The following is an 18,503-nucleotide window of genomic DNA, read 5'->3' as shown; positions in this document are numbered from 1 at the left end:
TATAGTATACACGATTGTTTTAAAAAGTAAAGCGCTTTCAGGCTTGCTTGTTTTAAAAATTTATGCTATCAATTGTAATAGCAATAAAACAATAAGAGCGTGGTGATATAACAATTAATAACATGAAAGGAAACAGCTACATTCCCCTTTATATACAAGTCGAAAATGACCTGAAATTTAAAATTAACAGCGGTGAATGGAAACCCGGTGATAAAATTCCTCCGGAACTTGAATTAACTAAGTTGTATAATGTCAGCCGTATAACGATACGCAATGCGATTAAAGATCTCGTCCAGGACAACTATTTACACAGAGAACGGGCCCGCGGAACATTTGTTTTAGGACCTGAAAAGATAACTGAAAAAACGACTTTTTCATTAGTAAAAAGTTTTACCCAGGAAATGCGTGAATTGGGGAAAACACCGATTACTTTCGATGTCAAAGTAAAAAAAATCGATGCCGACGCTTTTTTGGCGGAAAGACTGCACCTGAATATCGGCAGTCCGGTTTTATATCTTGAACGGCTTCGTGGTGCGGATAATGAGGTACTCACCTATTCAATTACTCATATCCCGTTCCGCGAGGGCTACTCTCTTGATGAAAAAAAATATTTTGGCTCGCTCTATGATTACCTGACCATGTTCAATATTCACATCAATCAGCAGCACGAATATGTTGAAGCGATTAAAGCGAATCGTCAACTGCAGTCCCTTTTAAAGGTTGAGGCTGATGAACCGATTCTAAAAAGAGTTCGGCAAACTTCTCAAGTGGAGCAGAATTACTATGAATACAGTGAAAATTATTATATCGGTTCAAAATACCGTTTCTATGTGGAATACTGATCCGCGGCCGGGTTGCAGATAGACGCGAGATGGGCTGAACAAAAGAAAAATCCTTTATGTATTAGAGCGGCAAGCAAAAAACAGCGATCAATGGGGGAAAGTTTCACGACTCTTGTCTAAAAACCTTATATAAGAACGCGCCCTCAGCCTCATCCCACAAGGATTTTGAATCTTTAAAACAATGCGGAGTCAAATCTGCCTCCCTGTATGCTCTATGACGGAATGAAACGTAAATATGCAATGTACGCAGCAAGCCCTGTCCCATTAGAATTTTTTTATCATTCAAAAAGCATGTTCTGCATTTTACGGCAGCCTCTACTGTATAGGCAGTAATAAGAGCACCGGATAATAAAACGTCATCCGATGCTTTTTAAGACTCCCTGCAAGTTGTTGTTAACTATAAACTGTTTTCCATCTTTATTTCAATCACGACTTTTCTCGTTCTCTGCGAGCCGTTGTTACGTATCACCCGTTCCAATCAGCTATGGGAACTAATACTTTACCGCCTGTTCGAGAGGAACATAATCCAGATCATAGCCAAAATATCTCGGTCCGACCAGTTCAAGGCCCCTTGGCGTCCGCCATTTTGGATCACACGGCAGGCCAATCACATGGACACGTTTCCCATATTTCAGCCCTTCGTTTGTCATCGGCGTCAGGGTTTCAAGGTCGACCAGACAAATGAGGTCCGGAGCGGTTACCGCCGCTTTACCATTGTGTTTTAGCACGATATTCTCATTCTGAAAGTATATTTCCGCCCGCTGATACTTATATTGATCAAGCCCCTCAATCACCGTCTTCCCATAATTGAATCCGTTCTTAGTGCTGCGGCTTACATCTACAATTTTCCCGCTTAAAATATGATAACCGGCCGTAACCTTGAGCAGGGTCTGTATTGACGCCTGCTTTTTCTTTGATAGCTCGCGGATGGTTCTGCCGATATTTTCAGAATAGGAAACGGTGTTCTGAACGCTGTACCTTTTTAGATCGCTGCCCCGAATCGGAAAACTGCACAGAGAGGCTGCTGCTCCCATCTTGTCGGTAATCGTCCGGGCAATGCTTTCTGTCCAGTCATTGTCAATCGTCTCAAGAATGCCCATATTTCCCTTCTCATCGGTGATTGCAAGCGGTGTTGCCCGAATTCCATAAATACCGAAAGTCGTCATCTGCAATTCAGGAAACGCACGGCCGATACCGTCGCAATCCACCATCGGCAGCCCCAGCCGGACGGCGGCGGCAATCGGAATCATCGAATTTAATCCGCCGGCCTCAATGGGATAGGTTGCATACACATCTTCCCCAAGATAGCGGGTCAGATGATTCATCAGGCGATTATATTCGTTTCCGTTAAGAAATTTCTCTAACTGTACTGAAGGGGCACCCATCATTGACGAAGAAATGACTAAAACATCATCGGGCACTTCATCGACGCTGAGCAGCTGCACCGGTCCGTACTTTTCAACGGCAGTCAGAGCCATGAGTTTACCTATATATGGATCTCCGCCTCCGCCCGCCCCCAATAATGAAGCGCCTAAAGCAATATCTTCAATGGATTGCTTTTCCAAATATCGCACCGTTCGCCATCTCCCCCGTTTCTCTTATATTGGATAGTAAAAAGCGGCCTTGTTTGATACAATTACAAGACCGCCGGACTGAACCATTCAAACCGATCATACCGCTGTCCCTCAATATACACGCAGCAGAATATAATAGGCATTTCCGGATCTATGGTTCTTAAAAAAACCGCAGGCTATATCGCTGCCCTTCAGATGAATGGAGTTTAGCTGATTATGCCTCTTGATCATGGACCGATCGGCTATTCATCTATTCAGGCCAGGTCCCCAACAACCTTAATTCTGATCCGATTAGCGTTGCCCGGGTAATAAGCGAGCGGGACTTCCTCAACATCCACTGTCTCAATCGAATCTTCTGCGGCACCCGCCTCAATGGCCTGATTGATCGCATGATCCTTTGCATCCTGCATGGCATCTTCCCGGTTTATTTGATCATAGATATATATTTTCTCGTATTGACCGCTGACTTGAGAGATGCAGGCGCCGATCGCATTGGCGACATCACCGTTTTCGTCGCGAATTAACTCACTGACTCCGCTGATTTTCGAGGGAACAATAATGCCGCCGCCGCCGACTAAAATCACTTTCACATCTTCAGCACTGTTTTTCATTCGATCGATGGCAGCAGCTACCATGTCGCCTATTTTTTTATAAATTTGTTCTGCCTCTTCAAGAGAGAGCTCCGAAGTGAACCGTTTCTCCCCCACATTCGATTGACCCAGGCGAACAGCCACATCTGTTGTTGTCAGGATGTCGCCGCCAAATACTTTTGCCCGTTCGGTTATATGGTACCCGACGCTGTCCGGACCGATTGTATAGCTATTGCCCGTCCTGCGAACGATGCTTCCTCCTCCTAATCCAATCGAAATAATATCCGGCATACGGAAATTCGTCCGGATACCGCCGATCTCAACAGCCGTAGATGATTGGCGCGGAAATCCATGAGTAATTACGCCGATATCAGAAGTCGTTCCGCCGACGTCCAGAACAACGGCATTCTGCAATTTAGACAGGTAAGAAGCTCCTCTGATGGAATTGGTCGGCCCGCAGGCAATCGTAAAAATAGGATATTTTTTCGCGAAGCTCAGCGACATCAGCGTGCCGTCGTTCTGGCAAAGATAGATCTGCGCATGATGAATGCCCTCTGCATCTAATGCATTTTCGAATCCGCGAGCGGTTGTCTGAATCACGCTAAAAAGCGCCGAATTAAGGATGGTGGCATTCTCGCGTTCAATTAATCCTAACGAACCAATCTCACTGGACAAAGATACCGGCACATGACTTCCCATTTCCCGGTGAACCCAATCGGCCACTTGCTTTTCCTGATCATTTCTTAGTGAAGAAAAGACGCCAATCACGGCTACGGCATCAATATGACCCTTCCAGGTCTGTAAGACATCTTTTATTTCCCGTTCATTGATCCGGCTTAACAGATTGCCGTTAAATTCATAACCGCCGTGAACAATTTTAAATTGGCCGGACAATACATCCCTTAAATCCGGCGGCCAGGCCGTATACGGAACGACCGACAGGGTCGCCGGATAACCGAGGCGGATCACTCCGACCCTGGACAGCCGTTTGCGCTCGACAATTGCATTTGTACACTGCGTCGTCCCCAGCATAACATGTGAAATCCGATCCCGATCAATCTTTGACTTTTGCAGGACGCGATGCAGGGAATGGCGGATACCTTCCTCAATGTCCCGGCTCGTATGCGATTTTTCCTTGGCCAATAAGTTAAACTGATCATCTAAAACAACAGCGTCCGTATTCGTTCCGCCAACATCAATACCCACTCGATACCTCATCAGGCACGGGCCTCCTTTCTGCATAATTCCTCAATCGGTACGTAGTCCAGATCATAGCCGAAATACCGCGGCCCTACAAGTTCAATTCCTTTCGGTGTCCGCCACTTCGGGTCGCAGGGCAGGCCAATGATGTGTACGCGTTTCCCATATTTAAGCCCTTCATTCGTCATCGGAATCAGTGTTTCCAGATCAACCAGACAGATGAGATCGGGAGCGGTTTCGACGACCTTACCGTTGCGTTTCAGCACGATATTTTCATTCTGAAATAAGATCTCAGCCTGCCGGTTTTTATCCCGATCAATGCCTTCGATCACTGTTTTTCCATAATTAAAACCGCCCTCGGTGCTGCGGCTGACATCTATGATTTTTCCGCTTAAGATATGAAAGCCGCCAGTCACATCAAGCAATGTCTGTATTGAAGATCCTTTTTCCTTTGATAGTTCACGGATTGTTTTTCCGATATTCTCCGAATAAGAAACAATGTTCCTGACTCCGGCCCTTTTCAGGTCGCTGCCCCTGATTGGAAAAATACACATCGATGAAGTCGCCCCCATCTGAACCGTAATCGCCCGGGCAATGCTTTCCGTCCAATGATTATCAATGGTTTCCAGGATCCCGGTATTTCCCTTCTCATCTGTGATCGCTAGAGGCGTCGCCCCAAGTCCGTAGATACTGAAAGTTGTCATCTGCAGTTCCGGAAATGCCCGGCCCATACTGTCGCAATCTACCATGGGCATGCCCAGACTTGCAGCAACGGCAATCGGAATCATCGAGTTAATTCCCCCGGCTTCGATCGGAAACGTTGCATATACCGCCGTCCCCAGATAGCGTTTCAATTTATCAAATAAGTCCTGATATTCATCTCCCCGCGGAAGTTTTTCAACAAATACCGAGGGTGCGCCCATCATTGATGAAGAGACAACCAGGGCGTCATCAGGAACCTCAGTCACATCCAGTAATTTAACGGGTCCATATTTTTCGACTGCCGAAAAAGCCATGAGTTTTCCGATATAAGGATCCCCGCCGCCGCCGGCTCCAAGCAAAGAAGCCCCTGTCGCAATATCCTGAATGGCCTGCTTGTCTAAATATCTCATGATCGTAATCCATCCTTTGCTTACAGAGAATTTTATATAGCCGTCCGCGTTACATCATTCATGAATCTGTTCCACATCGTTGTGTACTTTCACCGCTGCATAGATTTTCATACCGGCATAATAAACAATGATACTGATCAAAATCGATGTGATCGATGGAATGCCGAACGTGATAAAATATCCCGACAGCACCCCGGCAGCCCAGGCAATCACAGTAACCGGATGAAAGTTTTCCATTCTGGCCGGCAGGGCGGCGTGTTTTCTTGATTCATCCAGCTCGTTTCTGTATCGTCTCAGGACAAAATAATCAATGAACATGATTCCGGCAATCGGCGGGAAGACGACCCCCAACAGGCTCAGAAAGGATGTGAACTGATTGATCACACCGATCATCGATAAAATGGTACCCAGAGCTCCCAGGATAATGGTGATCAATCCGCGGCTGACATCTACATGGAAAACGACTTCGATAAAATTAGCAATCCCGAGCGAAGAGGAATAAAGGTTAATATCATTCAACTTCAGCGTTGAAAAAATAACAAGCAGTACGCCGAGCACGCCTGTCAGCTGATAAACAATAGCCATGATCGAACTGCTGCCGATCGCGTGAGCCATCAGAACCCCCAGCAAGCCGATGCCCAGTTCGCCAAGAAGCGTGCCGATGACCGTAATCCAGAAAACATCTTTCGTACTTTTTGCAAAACGTGTAATATCCGGCGTTATAATGCAGCCAACGATAAAACCGCCTGTGACCATCGTGATCGCCGCACTCATCGTCAATGCCCCGGGTGCATTCATGGTCACTAAATGAATGAAAGAATGACTCTTCAGCATACTGTAGGTCGCCCATGCAATTAAAATCAAGAAACCGGGAACTGCAATATTGGCTGTCCAGCTCATCATCCTGAAACCGAACAGGACGATCAGGGTCACGGCAACTCCGGTTATACAGGCGATAAGAGGAAAGCTTAGATTTTTACCTAAAATAGCAATAATCCCCTGAGCAAAAATTGAGTTCTGGATACCAAACCAGCCGGTCAGGCTGATCGCAAATGCCCCTCCGACAATGGCCGAACCATAACGGCCGAATCCTGTCCATCTGGATAAGACACTGGTCGACAGCCCCTCCTTTTCACCGGCCACACCTAATCCGAAACTGACAAATTGCAGAATCACACTCCCAATGATCGTTGCCCAGAACGCTTTCCAGAAACTTAGTCCAAAACCCAGCGCCGCTCCCAGCATGAGCTGAGAGATACAAGTCAGGCTCCCGATCCGGATCAGAAGAATTTTCCACATCTGGCTTCTTTTTTCTCTCGGCACTCTTGTCAGTGAATAATCGTCCGTTTCACTTTTCGAAAAATTACCGGCCATTTAGTACCCTCCATTTAATTGACTTCACAGAATATTGCCCACACCCGCACCTGCAATCATGACCGACAGAATCACCTATTGTTTTTTTCTAAACAGCTCTTACCTCCTTAAGCAAGAAACATCAAAAATTATATAATTTTTAAAATATTTTATTTAACGCCCATTATAGCAAGTCCACTTGTATAAGTATTGAGTCAGAAGAATAAAAAAAATCAGGATATATTGTCCACGAGGACAAAACCTGCCTGATTTTAGTCATATTGAGTTTGCTTTTTAACCTAACCTTTTCTCAACAGCCTCCTTGCCGCCACCGCGACGTACACCCAATAGTTTTCCGGCAATTTACGGATATTATAATTAAGGAGTTCATCAATCCGCCGCAGTCTGTATTTTACAGTGTTCCGGTGAACATATAATCGATCTGCCGTTTTCGCAATACTCATTTGTACATCAAGCAAATAGACAGTCAGCGTCTTGATCAGCGTTTCCCCATTTTCATCGGCCAGTATAGGCGCAATCGGAGCAAGCGTTTCCTGAACTTTTTCTTCTCCCCGGCCGATCATTTCTGCACAGTCTTTCGTAAACAACAGTTCCTGGTAAGTCAGGATGTCTTTTCGAGGATAGATCGCAAAGATATCCTTTAAATGAAGATTCAACAGCGTATAAGTGTTGCGGACGTTCGTCGTATTTTCCAGGCCTGTTTGATAAAACAGCACCGCCGGATGGGCATCATCCCGGATCTCCTGGATAAATGCTTCCGCCTGTGAATGCAGTTGATCCATAAATTTCAGATCTTCAAAAAAGACGAGCACACGATTTTCAAAGATATCCGCAACAAAGTGTATTTTTTGCTGCCCAAAGAATGTCTTAACCGCTGATAATAATGCGAGATTCACGGAATCCTGATTTTCTGAAGGTGCCCGGTTTCGTGCAAAAATGACCCAGACGGTATGAAATGACGCAACATTGACATGCATAATCTCTGCCAATCGACGCATTTTAACCGGTTCGTCCTTAATAATGGCGTGCACAAGTTCCGTCGTCCCGATATGGCCTTCCTGATTGTTCCATATATTAATGAATAAACGAATGACTTCCGTCGATTGATCCACCTGTTCTTTATCTATGGTCCTTTCCGAAACGACAAAAAGATACAGAGTAACGTGGTGATCGGAAAGAATCGACCTGCTGTCCATGTAAATCTGTCTGCCGCTGCTCAAAGTCACTTTTTCCCTGCTGTGATCTTGATCAGTTCTATAAACCTGCACGGCTTCTTCGAGATGCTCCGTTGCCGACATCGGCCAAGCAGCCCGCTGCAGGATCGCATACTGCCTGTCGGTTATAATCAGCGTGCAGTGGATCCGGTCGCTGATCATTCTCAGTACGTTTTCAACTTTACGCTGATAGGCCGGCATACTTGATATACGCTCCAGCATCTCCCCGACAAAATATTTCTCTTGTCTCTGGTCCCTGATAATCGCTTCCACAACATCGCTGATGACTTCACTGTAGCGCAGGTCAATGCGATTCTTAGGCATACAGATAACCGGAAAATTCAGCTCGTTCGCTGTATCTAAAACTTTCTGAGCAATCTTCGGCAAAATGATGCCGACATAATAAATGATTAAGCCCACATCACCCGCAGCGTGTATTCGGCGAATGGATTCGCACTGGGCGCCGACATCGTCCTTAATATTGACAAAACCGGTAATCACCAGCTCTCCGCCCAGAAATACTTTATTTTTCTCGAAAAAAAGATTCTGGACATGGGTCGGCTCCGAATACTCCAATACAGAAACAGAACTGACAATATTTTTTAATCCATTTGAACCCGCCTTGACTGTCGCATCTTCCAGACAGGGCAATTTCAGCAGATCTGCAATTGTAACACTCATCTGCATAACCGCTCCCCTTGTGTATAAAATGAATCCATTCTTTACAAAAGAGTAGAATTTCAATCATTCCAGAATTATCGTCAAAATAGATATATTCAGAAAAATTTATGAAAATAATATCACATTGACTCGGCTGCCGCAACATCGATTCCTCACAGCCGTTATGGTTGACTTATCGATCATTGTGAAAAATTTATCGATTAGTGCAGGAGAATGCCGGCCGATGCTCCCGATTTTGACCATTGCCGGGAATTTATCGGTCGGTATGCCTGATTTATCGGTCGACGGGAAATGTTTATCGGTCGTCATGCTTGATTTATCGACCATTGTGAGAGGTTTATCGACCGTCGCGGGGAGTTTATCAGTCGCTCCAAAATAAGATTGGGGTCTTCAGCTGAATCGGTAGACCGTCAGCTGATCCGGATTCTTAAGGAATGGGGAGAATTGGAAAAGCAGCAACTGAAGCAAAAGCCGTAGAATGGATTTTTAAATAGTGTGGAGCTGCTTGAACAATCTAAGCACGTTGAGCCGGAGGAAACGGGTAAAAGAGCAAACGAACCTTCTTGTAGAATTTATGCCCAGAATAGCACATTCATTTTCTGCTTTGAGGTCTCCGCGATAAACTGGTTTAACTGTTTATGAGGCATTAAAAGGAGAGATGACGATATGAATGAAGCAATAAAAAATAGCTCTCTTTGATCGTTTAAACGATACTTTTCTTCAAAAGTTCGAGAATATAGTCAGAGATTCTCCCGACAGCCATGCGGACATAAAACTGAAGTAATCTTCCGCGGAAATAGGTATAGAGCCTGGCGATTGCCTGGATTCGGCGGCAGGGTAATGGAAAACTGTCAGATGCCATTTGCACTTCTCCAAAATATATGATCAGACCTTCTGCTTTAGAAAAAACATGCGCTTTTTTCGACGATTGTGGATTTCGATGCATCTTCCATAACAAAAGAAACACTGAATGGATGATGTATCAAGATGATGGGGAATTAAGCGGTCCCTTCTAATTAATTTGTTCGTTAATCGTGCTGATTTTTATTTTTAGAGTGGCCGTTATGCCATAATCACGCGCGATCGAGTATTCAACCGGTTCATTCGCTTTATTAAGCGTAACCGATTCCACCATTTGAATCGCGGTTCCAACAGGAATATTCAATAATTTTGCTTCACACTCTTTTACGTTAACAGATCTGATCGTTTTTTCTGAAGCAGAGATATCGACATGAAAATATGTCTTTAATACGTGATATAATGACATCTTCTCAAAATCATAGTCCATCAGATTCGGGGCAATTTTGATTGGAACATATGTAGTCACCACCTCCGAAGGTACATCATCAATAAATCTTAGACGTTCTAAACGGTGAAATTGCTGTTTCTCCTGGCCGAATGCTTTAATTAAACGATCATCAGATTCGACCAGGGAATAATCTATGACTTCGGTTTTACTGACATGGCCTGTCGATTTAGCCATTTCCGGAAAACTATCTAACCTATCAAGCTGCCAGAACGGATCATGCCGCTTCGCTACAAACGTTCCCACTCCCCGCTTGCGGTACAAAAAGCCCTTACTGACAAGTTCATCTATAGCTTTTCGTATTGTTGTCCGGCTCACCTGATAGAGATCAATTAACTTTTCTTCGCTCGGCATCTGAGTATCAATGCCGAGTACTTTATTATTAATTTTTTGCATAATATCCTCTTCAATCTGGTAATAAAGGGGTGCAGGAGAATGAGCACCTAATGTAATCGGCTTAAACAATTCATATTTCTGTGTATTTTCTTTTTGCATATAAACTGTCTCCCTCGTATTGGTCATCGAGTTTTATCTATCATTGTATTCAGTATATCTTATGCTTAAAACATTTGGAAATGTTAATACACATAAGTAAAAAGCCCACAACACCAAGTATTCACATTCACTGCTATACAATGAATATACCCGTGTTATGAGCTTTCCCAGAAGGCATTAATAATACCCGTTTAGGACGTGGTTAGTCATTCCAGATTAGCATGACGTGCAAACATTTCTTTGTCGGTTTGATGGGTCATAAGCATTAAATCTACCACCATTGCATCATAGACAAGCCAACTCATCTGTTCAAATGAAGAGCCATGGGGCTGAATCGACGAACCGGCATCGGTGCCTGCCGCATTAACTTTTGACGTAACACCCGGTATTTCAATAATCGCATCCGCTAAAGCTCCAATCGTCCGGTCCGGGTAAATAGTAAGGGTTGCCAGCCAGGCTCCGATTTCTTTTGCTTTTTTGGCATCGGCTACTAAACTAGCCGTTTCCCCGGAACCGGAACCAATAATCAGCAGGTCTTTGTCACTGATAGCAGGCGTTATGGTTTCACCGACAAAATAGGAACGGTAGCCTAAATGCATCAATCGATTGGCAAAACCGCGGGCGGCAAAACCGGAACGGCCTGCTCCTGCCAGATAAACCCGGTTAGCACGGGTAATAAGTCTTTCAACTGCTGAAAGGCTATCATTATCGACAAGCGCTGCATTACGATGCAGTTCATTAATGATTTTCAACAAATTTTCTGATTGAGTCATTGGGTTCCGCCGCCTTTTAATTTTTCATGGCGCTGCAGCGCTTCTTTGACTATTCGGGCTTCTTCTACCGGATCTTCTGCATTTTGCAATCCGCCGCCCATGATGACAATATCCGGCTCTAAGGCAATGTATTGTTCAATCGTCTTTGAATTAATACCGCCGGCAACAGAAACACCAATACGTTTGGTATGTTCTTTGACAATTTGTAAATCTCGGAGAGGTGTACGGCCCATTTGCTGCTGGTCAAAGCCGGTATGCACTGAAATAATATGAACGCCTATTGCTTCAATTTCTTTAACCCGCGATGCTAAATTCTGGATTTGTAACGTATCTACTACCAGTTTTCCGCCGTTATCCTGAGCCGCTTTCAGGCTTTCTTTTATCGTATTATCCTCCGCTACACCCAGGACCGTGCAATAATCAGCGCCTGCTTGGAACGGCATTTCCGCCTCATGATAACCTCCATCCATAATTTTTGGATCGGCCAGGATTTCTTTGGCCGGAAATTCCTTTTTCATGCGGCGGACGGTATGCATGCCTTCGTCAATGATCAGAGGCGTACCGATTTCTATGATGTCAATAAAGTCATAAATTTTTCTCACAAATTTAACCGCGTCATCTAATTTAAACCCATCAAGTGCGACCTGTAATTTCATATCGGTTAAGAACTCCCTTTCAGTAATTCTCCAAACCAACCGGAACATCCGGTTCAGTCAGAAGACGTTCTATTTCATCATCCAGTTCAACGATCGTTAAAGACACACCATTCATATTGAGTGAAGTGACAAAATTTCCGATATAGACATGATCAATGCGATGACCTGCATTTCGGATGACCTCCTCCACCTTGTTGTAGAGAATATAGGCCTCCATCATCGGCATTGCCCCTAGTCCGGAGATCATCACAGCGACATGTCTCGGCCGATCAAATTCGAAATCGTCTAGTAGAGCCTGAGTCATTTTTTCCGCAACACCATCCGCCTCAGCAAGATCCGCCGTCTCAATACCCGGCTCTCCATGATGTCCAATGCCAAACTCCATTTTCCCCGGTTCGACCGTAAAATTCGGTTTCCCAACTGAAGGAATCGTCAACGATGACAACCCGACAACGATACTGCGTGTCTTATTGACAACATTTTGAACTGAGAGAATAATCTCGTCGGCTGTAGCTGCTTCATTGGCACGGGCCCCGCCAATCTTCCACATGAAGTAGCCGCCGGCAATGCCATGTCTGTTTTGTTCATCGCCTTTTTTAGCGGAGGCAATATCATCATGCGCCGTCACATATCGGGCAGTGATCCCATCTTGTTTGGCCATGTCCGCCGCCATCTTGAAATTCATCACATCCCCGGCATAGTTTCCCAGCAGTCCAATGACTTCATTATTATAGTTAGCTGCTATCATAGCATCATAGAAAGTTTCGGCCGGCGGAGAGGCGAATACTTCACCTACAGCAACTGCATCGAGTGAACCGCGGCCCACGTAACCAAGAAAAGCCGGTTCGTGACCGCTGCCTCCCCCACTGATTAATCCAATTTTTCGCTTACGATCACGCTCTCTGATTGCGACTACGTGATCATTATCCCTGGAAATATAAACCTTATCCGCATGGGCCTTTGCAAATCCCCGCAGCATATCATCAACTACGAAATCGGGATCGTTTATAAAACGCTGCATAATTTTTCTTCCTTTCATTTGTTTATCAATTGTTTTGCCGTCTCAGCAAATGTTTGTATCATAATATTAAGCGATGCAGCTCCGGAATCCTGATGCCCGATCACAAGATCTCCCAGACGGCGTCCGCGTCCGTACTTAGCAATTAAATTTTTGGTACTCTCAAGTCCCTCTTTTGATGCTGAACTCATTTCGTTCAAACCGGCCTCAAAATCATGAGTCGTATCATATGCAGCTTGATAGGCATTGACCGCCGGTATCAATACATCCATGATGGTCTTGTCACCGACCTTTGCTTCAGTCAGGGCAGTGACGCTGTCGCGCGCATTAAGCAACATTTTTTCTGTCACGCAGCCGTCAATAAATTCTGAATCCTTAGAGGCACTGGCCAACCCCTTAAAAAAATAACCAAGTAAGGGACCTATTGATCCACCGATCTTATTGGTCAGCTCTTTATAAATCTTGTTAAATCCTTCACTCATGTCGTCATGTTCATAATCAATGGCGCGATCAGCCAGTTTCATTCCCTTATTGAGATTGGAACCATGATCGCCATCGCCGACAAAGCGATCAATCTCCCCCAAGTGATCTTTGTTCATCTCAATGTTCTTAATTATATTTCGGACAATGACGATGCCGGCTTTGTTTGTGAATTCCATTGTATTCATCTACTCTTTCTTTTTCTGATGATAAAGCTTGATGTCTTTTAAATGGTAGTAGCCCGTCAGCGCACGGTCATGAAGCGGATGATCTGAACCAAGACCGGTAAAATGTGTAATGGCTTGGTCAATGCCATTGTCTTTAATATATTTTTTCAATTTTACAGATTCTCTATCTTCTGGTATGTCAAACAAGAGAGCAGCTGCAATTCCGCGAATTAACAGGCTGTTATCGAGCCCTCTTTCTTCCAGCTGCAGTGCCGGTCCGACCATTCTTTCATTATTCTGCAGTTTCCGGATTGGATCGCGCGATACACGGACAATGGTGTCTCTAACCCCCGGTGTCATGAACCGATTGATAGCAAAATCAATATAGTTCTTTAATTCATCCATGGTAAAACCATATTTGGCATGAATCAATGCGGCCGTCTCTTGCATGGTTCCCCGGATCCCGGGCATAATCTCCGGATCATTAAATACGTCCTGGATAATTGTGTACCCGTAAATATGCCCGATATAGCCTGCCCACGCGTGACCGGTATTGATAATATAGAGCTTGCGTTCAAAATATTTCTGAATGTCATCCGTATAGAATGCCCCTCTGATTGGCTGCAATTTGGGATCTGCCAGCCCATTTCGTTGAATGACTAGTTCATAAGCATCGCCGATATCAATTCCCATTTTTCCATCACGGACACTCTTCAGCACTAAACGGTCAACTTCCGTATCCGGAAAGGCTGCAGTTTGATCGAGTTGTTCTTCAGTTAGCTCGTTATCGGACAAATCGAGTATTTTTTTTCGCAAAATTTTACTATTTCCCACTACATTTTCACATGCAAGAATATTGACACGGGGCCGATGGGCTTCTAAACGAGCAGCAAGGCCTTTTTGCAATACAGGGGCAATATTTTTTAAGTTTCCGCCCAGGACCGATGTTGTGATAATGTCTGCATCCCTTAACGCAGCAACGGCTTCATTTTCATGCTTCGCGCTATTGATCGCATGCACCTTGTCAACGACACGTTTCTCCAAGCTGTGATCAATCAGATAAAGTGAATAGGACTGAGTTTCATTTATTTGGTTAACAATCCCATCATCAACGTCTAAGAAAGTGATTTCATAACCTGAATCATTTAACAAGTCACCGATAAACCCTCTTCCAATACTGCCAGCCCCAAAATGAACCGCTTTCATTTCGACATCTCCTATGCGATTAACTATTAACCGGCGCTAACACTCCTATAAATGATCCGACCAGGGCAATAGCAACGAGCAGCAAAACAACGACGGCCAGGTTCTGGTTTTTATGGTTCAGCCACCAATAGATGAAAAATACTATAGCCAGCGGAATTAATCCGGGTGCAATGCTGTCCAATACCTTTTGCAATACAAAAGGAGCATTCCCCTGGCCGAAAACAAATTTTACAGGCGTCGTTACAGCAATATATGTCGATGAAAGAGCTCCCATCATATAAAGCCCAAGAGTCTTGGCAGCAGTAATGAGTTGCTGTATACGCCCGGATGATAACAATTCAGTGACTGAATCACGCCCGATACGATATCCGAACGCGGAGAGTTGACGGCCGATAATAATCTGGATCATCGGCAGGACCAGTAAAACAAATGCACCCAATGGATTCCCCTTCGCACTCAAGGTAGCTGCCAATGCAAAAATAATCGGTTTAAAAGTAGCCCAGTCTATGGAATCCCCGATACCGGCTAAAGGTCCCATCAGTCCGGTTTTAATACCCGTAATCGCTTCAGTATTAATGTCCTCTCCGCGTGCTTTTTGCTCTTCCATGGATATAACGATTCCGTTAATCAGCGATCCAAAGACAGCTTCCGTGTTAAAAAATACTAAGTGCCGTCTCATCGCATCGGCAATATCACTTTTGGTCTTATATAGTTTCCGTAAAACAGGCAGCAGCGAAACTGTTAGACCTAAAGCCTGCAGACGTTCATAGGAAATGCCCACTTCGGCGACTATATAATGAAGCAGCCAGCTATTCTTAACGTCTTTTTCTGTAATCTGGATTGTTTTACTTTCTTCTCTATTAGAGTCCATCACGCATTAGCTCCTTTCTTTTGTTGCCACATTGAAATCAAAATAATTGCGGCAATACCGAAAATAGCAGCACCCATAACCGGGATTTTCGAATATTCAACCAGGAAGAAGCCAATAAAGAACCAAGGCAATAACTGTTTACTCCCAATTACGAACATCGTCAAAGCAAATCCAAGAGCGGGCAAAATGCCGCCCATAATGCCAAAACCATTGATCAGCCATTGAGGAATAATCTTCATAAACGCCGTAACTGCATTGGCCCCATATAAGTTGGCGAAAAACGGAACAGGGAATCGGTAAAAAAGCGCTAACAAAGTCGGATATAATAACGCAGAAAGGACCACTTGTTTTTGATTACCCTTGGCAGCAAACCGATCAGCCATATGCACAAACACGATATTGATGGTCTTACGAAATTGATCCAGGAAAACGCCGATAACCCCAACCGGAACGGCAATAGTAATGGCAACGGCCGGCGTTAAATTAGACTGCAGGGCAATGGGAATGGCAATCAATCCCGCGAGGCAATCGTCTGCCGGCAGATTCGAACCGGCGGCGACCAACCCGATATACAGAATCTGGACGGCAGCGCCAATAATAATGGCTTCAGTAAATTTGCCCATGATTAAACCGATAAACAACGCTGAAAATAAAGGCTGACGTATCGCATGGGTAATTCCATATCCAACATCAGTTTTCATAATCCAGTAATAAATACCGGTGAAGATAGAAACTCCTAACATTTTATCTCATCCCCAATTTTTGAACAGCCTTGTTCAGGCTAACACGATTTTCCTCGGGTGTTACTTGAAAATTCACTTCTACGCCGGTGTCCTGTATCACTAATAGGTCCTCCGCATCCTTTCTATCAATCGAAATGCCTTTGACGATCATCTTTCGGCCATTGCCGGCACCTAATCCGCCAATTTGCATACTGTTAAATTTGACACCCGCTTCGACCGTTTTTTTGGCATCGATAATGTTCTTGAATAATACTAGGATCGCTTTTGAATTGTATGAACTGTCGACTTTCAAAGCCTCTTTCACAAAATTTTCTATGGCAACAACTTCAACTTTAATTCCCGGAGGCGCAGCCATGGTATATATTTGAGCCATGAATGAATCTTTGGCCAGCTCATCATTTACCACCACAATGCGATTAACGTTAGCTTTATTGCTCCATTTTGTAATGACCTGACCGTGAATAAGACGATAGTCAATACGGACAAGCTTGACTCCATCAAGCATTTTTGGCACCTTCTTTCATTGCTCTCCTGATATCCACCATGCTTTTTAAGGCCGATGCCAGTAAATGTTCGGCAATATTACTGTAATTATCCTGGGAACGAATCATTTCAGCTTCAATGAGCATTCCTAAATTAAGGCCTGAAACGACAGTATACTTTTTTTGTTGTGAAAAATAGGCCAGCGCATTAGCCGGAGTCCCGCCAAACATATCAGCCAGAAGAATTGAGTTGTCCGGGGCCTTGTCTAAAACAGCCCGAATTTTATCTCGTAATTCCTGAGGTTCTTCACCCTCAACTAATGGAAAAGTATAAACATTTTGCAATTTTCCAAGAATCATTTCAGCACTTTTAACGATTTCTTCACAGAGATGACCATGTGTAACGATCAGAATCCATGGCTTTTCAATTCCGCTCATGAATCACTCTTTCCCCTTTCATCAACTATGAGATTTTCCCCCGGTAATATTTATCACAGTACCGGTAATGTAACTAGAACGATCTGAAACTAAATAATTGACCAAATCGGCAATCTCATCCAGCTGCCCCACTCTGCCAAGGGGAATAATTTTTTTGTAGCTTGTCTCTGTTCCTTTCGTATCCGAATTCGTGCCGCGGGTATACGCTAAATACTTGACGTGCTCCGGGTTCCCCATGGGAGTCGGAACATTAATGCCCGGTTCAATAGCAACAACGCGAATATTAAAACGTCCTAATTCCTTTGCCCAGGATAATGTAAATGAATTAATGGCTCCCTTGGTAGCAGAATATATACTTTGCCCAACAGACCCCTGGCTGCCGGCTTCAGAACTGATATTAATCACAACGCCATGTTTCTGCCTGATCATTTGTCTTGCTGCAGCTTGGGTACAGAGAAAAGCCCCCTTGACATTGACGTTGAATATAAAATCAAAATCACCTGAGGTGTATTCGTGTCCAGGCTCTTTGTCATAGTAGTCAACGAGCAGCTTAGGCGTATTGACTCCCGCATCATTAATAAGTGCATCCACTTTGGAATGTTCCTCAAAGATACGGTCAAATGTCATGGTAACCTGCCGATCGTCCGTTATGTCACAATGCCTATAATCCACATTCTTCAGATTCGTTAATTCATCGTTTTCCTTCAGGTCTATAATCGTGACACTTGCACCATTATCCTGCATCATCCGGACAATCTGCGCTCCGATTCCCGAGCTTCCTCCTGTGATGACAACATATTTTCCCCCCAAATCAATCCAACCCATAAATCTCACCTCCATTAAAATTCAAAACAATAATTACGACAGAATGTCATGACATCATTATGTCTAAAGAAAAAGTAACATATTTATTTCCCTAATGCAAGCGGTTACATTTGGACATTTTGTTAAAATTGAATTATTGCAATTTATCGTCGATTTATTAATCATCACATCGACCGCGGGTTTATCGGTCGGCATGGGAGTTTTATCGGTCATCGTGCCCGGTTTATCGGTCGCCGCAGGGAGTTTTTCGGTCGTGTCAGCGGGTTTATCGATCGTTAGAAGCAGTTTATCGGTCGGTGCTGGTTTTATCGGTCGTTGCCGGGAGTTTTTCGGTCGTTAGAAGCGGCTTTTCAGTCGATATGGTAGTTTTATCGGTCGGCACATCAGATTTATCGACCTTTAGAAGCAGTTATCGGTCGGCGCTGGTTGTGTCGGTCGTTGCGGACGGGGTTCGGA

General features: G+C 44.3%; 18 protein-coding genes. 2 read left to right on the top strand and 16 right to left on the bottom strand.

What is annotated here, in order from left to right:
• The first annotated feature begins 122 nt into the window (after positions 1–122).
• Positions 123–842, top strand: a complete 720-nt coding sequence (locus Q6A92_RS02245; protein ID WP_332236897.1) for a GntR family transcriptional regulator — start codon at positions 123–125, stop codon at positions 840–842.
• Positions 843–1,333: 491 nt separating this feature from the next.
• Here Q6A92_RS02245 and Q6A92_RS02240 read toward each other — a convergent pair whose 3' ends face one another.
• The 5 genes from Q6A92_RS02240 to Q6A92_RS02220 all read right to left on the bottom strand — a co-directional run bounded on the left by Q6A92_RS02240 (position 1,334) and on the right by Q6A92_RS02220 (position 8,587).
• Positions 1,334–2,416 (bottom strand): DUF917 domain-containing protein, encoded by a 1,083-nt coding sequence (locus tag Q6A92_RS02240; protein ID WP_332236896.1) that lies wholly within the window; start codon positions 2,414–2,416, stop codon positions 1,334–1,336.
• Positions 2,417–2,670: 254 nt separating this feature from the next.
• Entirely contained in the window at positions 2,671–4,224 is a 1,554-nt protein-coding gene (locus Q6A92_RS02235) for a hydantoinase/oxoprolinase family protein (protein ID WP_332236895.1), read from the bottom strand.
• Positions 4,224–5,318: a DUF917 domain-containing protein gene (locus tag Q6A92_RS02230; RefSeq protein ID WP_332236894.1), complete on the bottom strand. Its 1,095-nt coding sequence runs from the start codon at positions 5,316–5,318 to the stop codon at positions 4,224–4,226. Before Q6A92_RS02230 ends, Q6A92_RS02235 begins: the two co-directional genes overlap by 1 nt.
• Before the next feature lie 54 nt (positions 5,319–5,372).
• Complete coding sequence (locus Q6A92_RS02225) at positions 5,373–6,692, bottom strand: purine-cytosine permease family protein (RefSeq protein ID WP_332236893.1); 1,320 nt, start codon at positions 6,690–6,692, stop codon at positions 5,373–5,375.
• 278 nt (positions 6,693–6,970) lie between these two features.
• Positions 6,971–8,587 (bottom strand): PucR family transcriptional regulator, encoded by a 1,617-nt coding sequence (locus tag Q6A92_RS02220; RefSeq protein WP_332236892.1) that lies wholly within the window; start codon positions 8,585–8,587, stop codon positions 6,971–6,973.
• Between the two features lie 223 nt (positions 8,588–8,810).
• Here Q6A92_RS02220 and Q6A92_RS02215 point away from each other — a divergent pair, with 223 nt between their 5' ends.
• Entirely contained in the window at positions 8,811–8,966 is a 156-nt protein-coding gene (locus Q6A92_RS02215; RefSeq protein ID WP_274399757.1) for a hypothetical protein, read from the top strand.
• Positions 8,967–9,599: 633 nt separating this feature from the next.
• Here Q6A92_RS02215 and Q6A92_RS02210 read toward each other — a convergent pair.
• The 11 genes from Q6A92_RS02210 to Q6A92_RS02160 form a co-directional block, all read right to left on the bottom strand.
• Positions 9,600–10,388: a GntR family transcriptional regulator gene (locus Q6A92_RS02210; RefSeq protein WP_332236891.1), complete on the bottom strand. Its 789-nt coding sequence runs from the start codon at positions 10,386–10,388 to the stop codon at positions 9,600–9,602.
• Positions 10,389–10,594: 206 nt separating this feature from the next.
• A complete protein-coding gene (hxlB, locus tag Q6A92_RS02205; RefSeq protein ID WP_332236890.1) occupies positions 10,595–11,161 on the bottom strand; it encodes a 6-phospho-3-hexuloisomerase in 567 nt (188 codons plus the stop codon).
• Positions 11,158–11,817, bottom strand: coding sequence for a 3-hexulose-6-phosphate synthase (hxlA, locus tag Q6A92_RS02200; RefSeq protein ID WP_332236889.1), 660 nt, complete (start codon positions 11,815–11,817; stop codon positions 11,158–11,160). Before hxlA ends, hxlB begins: the two co-directional genes overlap by 4 nt.
• 19 nt (positions 11,818–11,836) lie before the next feature.
• Complete coding sequence (locus Q6A92_RS02195; RefSeq protein WP_274399749.1) at positions 11,837–12,838, bottom strand: dihydroxyacetone kinase subunit DhaK; 1,002 nt, start codon at positions 12,836–12,838, stop codon at positions 11,837–11,839.
• Between the two features lie 14 nt (positions 12,839–12,852).
• Complete coding sequence (locus Q6A92_RS02190; RefSeq protein ID WP_332236888.1) at positions 12,853–13,434, bottom strand: dihydroxyacetone kinase subunit L; 582 nt, start codon at positions 13,432–13,434, stop codon at positions 12,853–12,855.
• A gap of 69 nt (positions 13,435–13,503) precedes the next feature.
• On the bottom strand, positions 13,504–14,688 hold the full coding sequence (locus Q6A92_RS02185) for a mannitol dehydrogenase (protein WP_332236887.1): 1,185 nt from the start codon (positions 14,686–14,688) through the stop codon (positions 13,504–13,506).
• A 19-nt stretch (positions 14,689–14,707) separates the two neighbouring features.
• Entirely contained in the window at positions 14,708–15,559 is an 852-nt protein-coding gene (locus Q6A92_RS02180; protein WP_332236886.1) for a PTS system mannose/fructose/sorbose family transporter subunit IID, read from the bottom strand.
• Positions 15,559–16,302, bottom strand: coding sequence for a PTS mannose/fructose/sorbose/N-acetylgalactosamine transporter subunit IIC (locus tag Q6A92_RS02175; protein WP_274399744.1), 744 nt, complete (start codon positions 16,300–16,302; stop codon positions 15,559–15,561). The genes Q6A92_RS02180 and Q6A92_RS02175 overlap by 1 nt, the downstream gene beginning before the upstream one ends.
• A gap of 1 nt (position 16,303) precedes the next feature.
• The gene (locus tag Q6A92_RS02170; protein WP_332236885.1) at positions 16,304–16,807 is read right to left on the bottom strand and encodes a PTS system mannose/fructose/N-acetylgalactosamine-transporter subunit IIB; all 504 of its coding nucleotides are present in this window, start codon (positions 16,805–16,807) and stop codon (positions 16,304–16,306) included.
• Positions 16,800–17,222: a PTS sugar transporter subunit IIA gene (locus tag Q6A92_RS02165; protein ID WP_332236884.1), complete on the bottom strand. Its 423-nt coding sequence runs from the start codon at positions 17,220–17,222 to the stop codon at positions 16,800–16,802. Before Q6A92_RS02165 ends, Q6A92_RS02170 begins: the two co-directional genes overlap by 8 nt.
• Positions 17,223–17,243: 21 nt before the next feature.
• Complete coding sequence (locus Q6A92_RS02160; protein WP_332236883.1) at positions 17,244–18,047, bottom strand: sorbitol-6-phosphate dehydrogenase subunit; 804 nt, start codon at positions 18,045–18,047, stop codon at positions 17,244–17,246.
• Positions 18,048–18,503 lie beyond the last annotated feature (456 nt).

Origin of the sequence: Sporolactobacillus sp. KGMB 08714 (assembly GCF_036598985.1) — a bacterium.
Lineage (GTDB): Bacteria > Bacillota > Bacilli > Bacillales > Sporolactobacillaceae > Sporolactobacillus.
Note: the sequence above shows the minus strand (reverse complement) of the source record. Positions and strands in the feature narration are given on the sequence as shown.